This is a genomic window from Rahnella perminowiae, from assembly GCF_019049755.1.
GTDB classification, from domain to species: Bacteria; Pseudomonadota; Gammaproteobacteria; order Enterobacterales; family Enterobacteriaceae; genus Rahnella; species Rahnella perminowiae.
Genome location: NZ_JAFMOS010000398.1, coordinates 1 through 7,655, shown reverse-complemented (window position 1 = coordinate 7,655; position 7,655 = coordinate 1). Strand labels below are relative to the sequence as shown.

At 54.0% G+C, this 7,655-nt stretch carries 7 protein-coding genes; 2 read left to right on the top strand and 5 right to left on the bottom strand.

Annotated features, from left to right (window positions below; translation table 11 throughout):
• Positions 1–202: 202 nt before the first annotated feature.
• On the bottom strand, positions 203–1,756 hold the full coding sequence (locus J1785_RS05445; RefSeq protein WP_129953111.1) for an MFS transporter: 1,554 nt from the start codon (positions 1,754–1,756) through the stop codon (positions 203–205).
• Positions 1,757–1,871: 115 nt separating this feature from the next.
• Here J1785_RS05445 and J1785_RS05440 point away from each other — a divergent pair, with 115 nt between their 5' ends.
• Positions 1,872–2,753: a LysR substrate-binding domain-containing protein gene (locus J1785_RS05440; RefSeq protein WP_217139474.1), complete on the top strand. Its 882-nt coding sequence runs from the start codon at positions 1,872–1,874 to the stop codon at positions 2,751–2,753.
• A 12-nt stretch (positions 2,754–2,765) separates the two neighbouring features.
• Here J1785_RS05440 and J1785_RS05435 read toward each other — a convergent pair whose 3' ends face one another.
• The 3 genes from J1785_RS05435 to J1785_RS05425 are packed head-to-tail and all read right to left on the bottom strand — an operon-like array spanning position 2,766 to position 5,591.
• A complete protein-coding gene (locus tag J1785_RS05435) occupies positions 2,766–3,896 on the bottom strand; it encodes an aminotransferase class I/II-fold pyridoxal phosphate-dependent enzyme (protein WP_217218974.1) in 1,131 nt (376 codons plus the stop codon).
• A 52-nt stretch (positions 3,897–3,948) separates the two neighbouring features.
• The gene (locus tag J1785_RS05430) at positions 3,949–4,773 is read right to left on the bottom strand and encodes an amino acid ABC transporter permease (RefSeq protein ID WP_217158297.1); all 825 of its coding nucleotides are present in this window, start codon (positions 4,771–4,773) and stop codon (positions 3,949–3,951) included.
• Positions 4,773–5,591 carry a transporter substrate-binding domain-containing protein gene (locus J1785_RS05425; RefSeq protein ID WP_129953107.1) on the bottom strand — a complete coding sequence of 273 codons (819 nt, stop codon included), beginning with the start codon at positions 5,589–5,591 and terminating at the stop codon, positions 4,773–4,775. Before J1785_RS05425 ends, J1785_RS05430 begins: the two co-directional genes overlap by 1 nt.
• A gap of 424 nt (positions 5,592–6,015) precedes the next feature.
• Here J1785_RS05425 and J1785_RS05420 point away from each other — a divergent pair, with 424 nt between their 5' ends.
• Positions 6,016–6,654, top strand: a complete 639-nt coding sequence (locus tag J1785_RS05420) for a LysE family translocator (RefSeq protein WP_217218973.1) — start codon at positions 6,016–6,018, stop codon at positions 6,652–6,654.
• Here J1785_RS05420 and J1785_RS05415 read toward each other — a convergent pair.
• Entirely contained in the window at positions 6,641–7,447 is an 807-nt protein-coding gene (locus J1785_RS05415) for a helix-turn-helix transcriptional regulator (RefSeq protein ID WP_129953105.1), read from the bottom strand. The two genes, J1785_RS05420 and J1785_RS05415, sit on opposite strands and share 14 nt — an antisense overlap.
• Between the last annotated feature and the right edge of the window lie 208 nt (positions 7,448–7,655).

Here is a 7,655-nt window from a genome sequence, read left to right as displayed (position 1 = left end):
TCATTATTCAGGCCAATAAGGATAAAAATTCCATAAATTACAAATTATCGAATTTTTATCCTGTTTATTATTAATTTATGTTGATAATGATTGCCTTGTTTAAACCAAAAAACGCAGCTGTTTAACCTTTCTGGTTGTGGTGTTACCTGCTTGCTGCCCGTCATTGTTTAACAGCGCTACTGATGTTTTATGATGATGTGCTTCAGGAGGGGAAACCGCCGGCGCGTTTTCTGCTTTTTGAACAGGCTGACGCACGGGGTTTCCCGCGTAGTGCCAGCAACACCACCAGCGCACAGAACAGCGTAATCGCCATCAGACACAACAGTAAGGGATGCAGTGAGGCGGCATAAAGCTGCTGTAGCTGCGGCGTACTGGCCTGCGGGATAAGCTGCTGTGTCACGGAAAGATTACCGGTCGCCAGACGTTGCGCCGCCTGGCTGATAGTTTCTGAGCTGATCGCATCACTGCTGAAATGCGCTGCCAGTGCGTTGCGGGTTAACGCCGACACAATAGCACTGACAATCGCCAGTGAGATGCCTTCTCCCGCCACGCGTGTGGTGCTGAAAATACCGGTTGCCATGCCCGCACGTTCCGTTGGCACGACGCTCACCGACAAGCCATCCATCAGCCCCCACGGCAAACCGGTACCGATGCCGATAACCACCATTGGCGCAATCATGCCTGTCAGATTCTGTGCCAGCACAGCCTGACTGAGCCAGCCCAAACCGGCGGCGGCAATCACTAACCCTGATGTGCATAATACCCCCGCAGAAATCCAGCGCGTCAGCCATGCCGCCAGCATCGGTACAATCAGCATCGGCAGTGAAAGCGCCATCATCATCAGCCCGGCGCGTTCTTCACTCAGACCCGTAACGCCGATAAATAGCATCGGCAAGACCACCAGCAGCACCACAAAACAAAAACCGGTCGCCAGCGGCAATGCCTGTACACCGATAAAACGGATGTAGCGGAAAAGGGATAAATCCAGCATCGGTTTTTTCACCCGTAATTCAATGACCACAAATACTGCGAGTAGCAGTGCCGCACCACCCAGTTGAGAAAGTACTCGCGTGCTGTGCAGTCCGGATTGGGGAATATCCATCAGCGCCCAGGTCAGTAACGCCAGCATGGCGGTGAAGGAAAGGGTGCCCGGCCAGTCAATGCCGGATGCCTGCGGATTACGCGTTTCGCGCATTTTGGCTGCGCCGGTGATGAGAGAAAGAGCCGCAATGACTGTCGCGGAGAGAAACACCGAACGCCAGCCGAAATGCGCGATCAGCACGCCCGCAAGGAACGGGCCGAAAGCCAGCCCGACGCCAAAACTGCTGCCCATCAGGCTGAAGGCCCGGGTACGTGCTGTGCCATCGAATTCCTGCGCCAGTGCTGCACCACCCCCTGCCAGCGCACCGGCAGCCGCAATACCCTGCGCGGCGCGCAGTAAATCAATCGCCAGCACACTGCTGCTGAAAGCCTGCAATAAGGATAAAAGTGCAAACAGCGAGACGCCGCTGACGAACACTTTTTTGCGCCCCAGTTCATCGGCCAGCGCCCCGGCGGCCATCAGAAAACAGCCGAAAGTAAGCATAAACGCATTGGTTATCCAGCTCAGCGCCTGCGCGCTGCCGCCGAGTTCACGGGCGATCGCGGGCGTTGCCACCGCGCCGCTGACAAAGTTGAGCGGTAAAATCACTGCCGCCAGACATACGGTAAACAGAACGCGCAGGCTGCCCGCCGGGGGGGTTGTTGAGGGATGCATGGGTTTCTCCAACGAATTAGGGTTAGCGATGATGATAAAATGTCGGTAATGTGACGGAAACAGGCCGTCAGTCCGATGATTGCGGACTAAAACGCTCGTATAAACGGGAGTCAATATGGAAAACCTCAACGGCCTGCTGGCGTTTGTCCGCGCGGCGCAAAGTCAGAGTTTCGCCGCAGCGGCAGAGCGGATGGGCATTTCGGCCTCGGCGGTCGGGAAAAGTGTGGCACGGCTTGAGGAAAAACTCAGCGTACGGCTGTTCAACCGCAGTACGCGGCGCATCAGCCTGACCGATGAAGGTCAGCTGTTTTTTGAGCGCTGTCAGAATATCGTCACGCAACTGGAAGACGCCGAGCAGGAACTGGTACGGATTTCCGCCGTGCCACGCGGTAAATTACGTATCACCGCGCCTGCTATTGGTTACCGCATGTTGTTGCCGCATTTGCCGGAGTTTCGCCAGCGTTATCCCGACGTTGAGCTGGATCTGGATTTCAGTGACCGTATGGTGAATGTTATTGATGAAGGATTTGATATCGCCATCCGCAGCGGGGAACTGAACAGTTCGCAGATGATGTCGCGCCGTCTCGGGCCATTCCGTTTTGCCATTGTCGGTGCTCCGCAATATTTTGCCGCGCATCCTGCGCCGCTTACACCTGACGACCTTTATCAACATGCTTGCCTTCGCTACCGGTTTCCGGGCAACGGACAATGGCAGGAATGGGAAATGACCAGCCCGACGCCGCCGGAACTGCCGCTGGCGCTAAGCAGCAATAATCTGGAGTCGATACTGCAGGCGACGGTGCAGGGATTAGGGCTGGCGTATGTACCGGAATTTATCGTGCGGCCGTATCTGGCATCCGGTGAACTGATTTCGGTACTGCCCGCCTATCTGAAAGAAGGTGGGAAGTTTTCGGTAGTCTGGCCAAGCAGCCGCCATATGCTACCGAAAGTACGGGTTTTTATCGATTTCCTGACCGAAAAGCAGGTGCTGGGCTGATCAGTTTCTCTCTCATTGTTTATCCAGCCATTTGCCCATTTCGCCCAGGGCTTCATCAAGGTTTTCACGCCCGAAACCGATACGCAGGAAATCTTCAGATACGGCATTGAGCGCTGAGCCGTAGGCCACCGAAGGAATGACCATCACTCCCGCCTGTTGCACCAGTTGCGTAGCAAAAGCCTCTGCGCCTTCCGCGCCGGTATAGCGCACAAACGTCAGCACCCCGGCTTTCGGCAATGATAACTGAAACAAGTGCGGATACCGCGCCAGAAAGGCGGTCAGTGAGGCGAGGCGGCGGCGCGAACGTTCCATCACCCGTTCGAGGATCGGAATACGGGCATTGAGTGCTATCGTCGTGAGCACTTCGCCAGGCATGGAATTACAGATCGACAGATACTGCTTCATACGTTCCAGTTCCAGCATCCACGTTTTATCCTGACAGGCTACCCAGCCGATGCGCAGCCCCGGCAAACCGTACGCTTTTGAGGTCACGTTCAGCGAAATACCCCGTTCATAAATATCGGCGAGTTGCGGCAGGCGGTCAGCCGGATCAAACTCTGTCAGCCGGTACACTTCATCCGAAAAAATCCAGATCCCGCGTTCGCGGCACAGGTCGATCAGTTCATCAAGCTGCGCACGGCTTATCAGCGCGCCGGTCGGGTTATGCGGAAAGTTAATGACCAGCACTTTGGTATTAGGGCGCAATGCATCACGGATTTTGCCGGTATCCAGCGCCCAGTCATTATCTGCATCCAGCGCCACGCCGCTGACATCGCACAGCGATAACGGCACGCTTTCCAGCGACTGATAATTCGGGGTAATCACCACGGCGTGATCGCCGGATTTGAGCAGCATCTGGAAACTGGCGTAAATCGCTTCGTCGGCACCGGCAAAACTGATGATGTCCTGCGCGGTAATTTTTTGATAGGTCGAGGCGATAGCATCAAGCAGTGCCGGTGTCCCGCGTAACGGCGGATAATCCAGCATCGTCTGCATGAACGGGGCGCGGTGTTCTTTCCCTGCCAGTTCAAAGAGCGTATCGAGGTCCATTGATTCAGGATAGGAAGAGGACAGCGGAAAACGCACCGCATGTTCGAGGCGCGAGAGGTAACTGATCAGACGAAAATCTTCAGGAAAAGACATGGCGTACCTGCTAATGAAAAATCAAAGCGTTCGTTAATGAAAAATCAAAACATCAGCGGCGCTGGCCTTGCGCAAAACGGCGCTCAAGGCGGCTTTGCAGCAGTTCTAACACAATCGACATAATCCAGTATATCGCGGCTGCGGTCGCCAGCATTTCCATATACCGGTAGGTGCTGCGCCCGTAAGATTGCGCCAGAAAGTTCAGTTCCCACAGTCCCATCAGCGAGACGAGCGAGGAATCTTTCAGCATCGAAATAAACATCGAACCGGCGGGCGGGATAATGATGCGCAGCGCCTGAGGAGCGGTGACGTGCACCGCAACCGTCCAGCGTGATACGCCGAGCGCCAGCGCGGCTTCCTGCTGACCGCGCGGGACCGAAAGTACGCCGCTGCGGATGGTTTCCGCCAGGTAGGCACCGTAGTTCATCGACAAAGCGATAATGCCTGAGCTGAGCGCGCCGAGCACAATGCCCGCCTGCGGCAGCGCCAGATAGATAATCAGCACCTGCACCAGCAGCGGCGTACCGCGAAACAGCGAGGCATAAAACGTCGCGCAACCAAACGCCAGCGCATTTTCAGACATCCGTCCGAGCGCGGTAACCAGCCCGATCAACAGACAGAAAAACATTGAGCAGGCAGTGATCATAATGGTCAGCGCTGCCCCCTGAATGAAGCCGTCCGGTGACAGGCGCAGGCCAAGCAGGAACGGCAGTTTCTGGCTAATCAGGCTCCAGTCGAGCCCCATTTTGCTGAACGTGCCGAGCAGCAGGCTGAGCAAAATCAGCCACGTCAGCCCGGTTTTAAATTTAAACGCGTGTGCGTGGTGCCAGCGTTCCGGCGTTTCCACTTTCGGCTGGCTGTCCGGGATTTGTGGCATTACGGTACCTCGTGGGTAATATCTTCACCCAGCCAGTGCTGAGAGATTTTGGCCAGTGTGCCATCGTCGCGCAGCGATTTGATGGTATCGGCCACTTTCTTATCCCATTCCGGATCGCCTTTGTCGGTTGCTACCCAGTTCGGTTCCGCATAAAGCTCGGTGACAATTTTAAACACCGGCGCGCGTTTGATACGGGCATTCGCGGTGGCTAAATCGGATACCACGCCGTCAAGACGCACACCGGGCCCGAGCGCCAGATTCTGGAACGCCACTTCTTCGTCGCTTGGGATCACCTGTACGTTATCGAACGGGAATGCGAGGGGTTTGCTGCCTGGGATCACCAGCGTTTTTTGCAGATACGTTTCGTAAGTCGAACCGATGCCGACGCCAATCTTTTTATTGCTCAGATCAGCCGCCGATTTGATGCGGTCATCTTTCTTATTGACCACTAAGACAGCCGGGGAGTTGTAATACGGTGTCGGGAAATCCAGCACCCTGGCACGCTCGGTGTTTGGCGTCATTGAGCAGATACAGGTATCCCAGCGACCCTGCCATTTTCCGCCGACAATGGTTTCCCAGCCCGGTGCAATGATCTCAAGTTTTACGCCCATCCGCTGCGCCACGGCTTTGGCCACATCAACGTCAAAACCGGCCAGCTGGTTATTATCATCAATAAAACCAAACGGCGGGTAATCGTTAACGATGGCATTACGCAACACACCGGTTTTGGTCACGCGATCCAGCGTCGCACCGGCAAATGAGGCAGCTGAAAACAGGGAGGCGGCAAGCAGAGTCACCACGACAAACGGAGTACGCATAAACAGAGTTTCCTTAAACGTAACCAAATTGAGAGATTATTGTGAAAACCTACACTAAGTTTTAGACGTATAGAAGTCTAAATTAAGCCTTTTCAGACTTACAGTGAACTCTGCGGAAAATCCCCCCAATCACAGTGCATTACTTCAATGCGGAGGTAACTCAGTAATCCCGCCCCGACGTGAGGTTAACTGTAGATGCTGCGGGCACTATCCGGTATGCAGATTTACGCGCAATTTCTTCCAATACCCGGCCGCAGGAGCGTGTTTAAATCGTGTCTCTCCATTGTGCTCAGGGGGCTGACACTAGGTTGACGACATTATTTGGGTCAGCCGCTGCGGCCTGTCAGGTATCCATGGCGGAAAGACCTGTTTTATCCGCACATGACATAATTGAATACAACCCGTTAACTAAGAGAGTCCCGTAATGATACCGTTTTCAAATGGATTTTTACTCAGCCTGTCGCTGTGTCTGGACATCGGAATGGCTAATATCGCCATGATGACGCTGGCGATGCAGCGGGGTTATTTTCATGGATTCTGGCTGGGCATCGGCACCTGCATCGGCGACTTAATTTACGCCGTACTGGCGCTGGCCGGGATGACGATGTTGCTGCAATACCAGAGCGTGCGCTGGATGTTATGGGTCGGCGGCTCGCTGATGCTGATGTGGTTTACCTACAAAATGATCCGCGCTGCACTGGCGCCTGCCGGGGACCTGGGCACCGGTGACAGCACGCAGTCACGTTCTGTTATCCGTAATTTTGGTCGCGGCATTGTACTGGCGATGTCTTCACCGACCGCTATTTTATGGTTTGCCGCTGTCGGTGGTGCGCTGATTTCCCGCATGGGGCAGGGAAGCACGGCGAATGCTTCGTGGTTTCTGGGAGGGTTCTTTATTGCGGGTGTGTGCTGGACGATGGTGATTTGTTTCGTCGGCAGCCTGGGCGGAAAAATGCTCGGCACCAAAATGCTGAAATACTCCTATGTCGCTTCAGCAGTGATCTTCTCTTATTTCGCGCTGTATGTGGTCATCACCGGTTATCGGGAATTCATTTTGGTATAAGCGCCGGAGACGCATGAAGTGACAGTGAATAAAGGTGGGGGGTGATCCCCATCATTTTGCGGAATGTATTAATGAAATGGCTTTGATCATAAAAGCCCAACCGTATCGCCACATCCAGCGCATTATTATTTTTACGCAGCTGATTCCGGGCCTCAAGCAAACGCAACTGCATATGGTATTGCAGTGGCGGCATGCCAATGTGCTGGCGGAACAGGCGGACAAAGTGAAACTTACTCAGTCCGCTGATTTGCGCCAGCGTATCGAGATGGATTTTCCGGGTCAGATGGTCACGCATAAAATCCAGCGCCAGCATAACCGGCCGCAAAGATTGTTCCTGCTCTCTGGCGGGTTCTTCCAGCAACGCCCCCAGCAGCCATAACAAATTCTGTTCCTGATCGTCGTCGTTCAGTGTGCGCCGGTAATGGCACAGCGCGGAAAACAGCGCGGGATTACTGAGCACGCCTTCGGTTAACACCGGCGCACAGTGATCAGAACGCAGATTGTGATCGACCGATACCTGACGCAGTAAAGATTGCGGAATATGCACGCTGAGGAATTCGACTTTGTCGTTGCCAAACAGCGAAGACTGAACGGTGGCCGGATTATAAATCGTAATATCGCCGCCGCGCACCAGTTCGGTTTTCCCGTGCAACCTGATTTCTTCCGTACCGGTCAGATTGGCACTGATGACATACTCATCATGCGTATGGCGGGGGAATGATGAATTGCTCGCTGTCAGATGCGAGTACTCAATGTCGTTAGCCATCGTCCATTCAGAAATAGAAAGAGACACGTTACACTCCGAAAATCTTTGCTGTGCTGAAAAGGGGCAGCATCGGTTTTTCTTATAACGAATTTATAACACAAGTTGTTAACCACAAAAGCGGGGAAAATTCATCTTTTGCCGGCAAGGCAAACCGGACGGCAGGCATGCACGGAATGTAATCCAAGTGTTAATTAAGAGCCGCAGTCGTTATTTTTACGGACATGCTACCGATATT

What these genes read in the sequence shown, in the direction of transcription:
- J1785_RS05445 (WP_129953111.1), bottom strand. Translation starts at nt 1,756, where the DNA reads ATGCATCCCTCAACAACCCCCCCGGCGGGCAGCCTGCGCGTTCTGTTT.
- J1785_RS05440 (WP_217139474.1), top strand. Translation starts at nt 1,872, where the DNA reads ATGGAAAACCTCAACGGCCTGCTGGCGTTTGTCCGCGCGGCGCAAAGT.
- J1785_RS05435 (WP_217218974.1), bottom strand. Translation starts at nt 3,896, where the DNA reads ATGTCTTTTCCTGAAGATTTTCGTCTGATCAGTTACCTCTCGCGCCTC.
- J1785_RS05430 (WP_217158297.1), bottom strand. Translation starts at nt 4,773, where the DNA reads ATGCCACAAATCCCGGACAGCCAGCCGAAAGTGGAAACGCCGGAACGC.
- J1785_RS05425 (WP_129953107.1), bottom strand. Translation starts at nt 5,591, where the DNA reads ATGCGTACTCCGTTTGTCGTGGTGACTCTGCTTGCCGCCTCCCTGTTT.
- J1785_RS05420 (WP_217218973.1), top strand. Translation starts at nt 6,016, where the DNA reads ATGATACCGTTTTCAAATGGATTTTTACTCAGCCTGTCGCTGTGTCTG.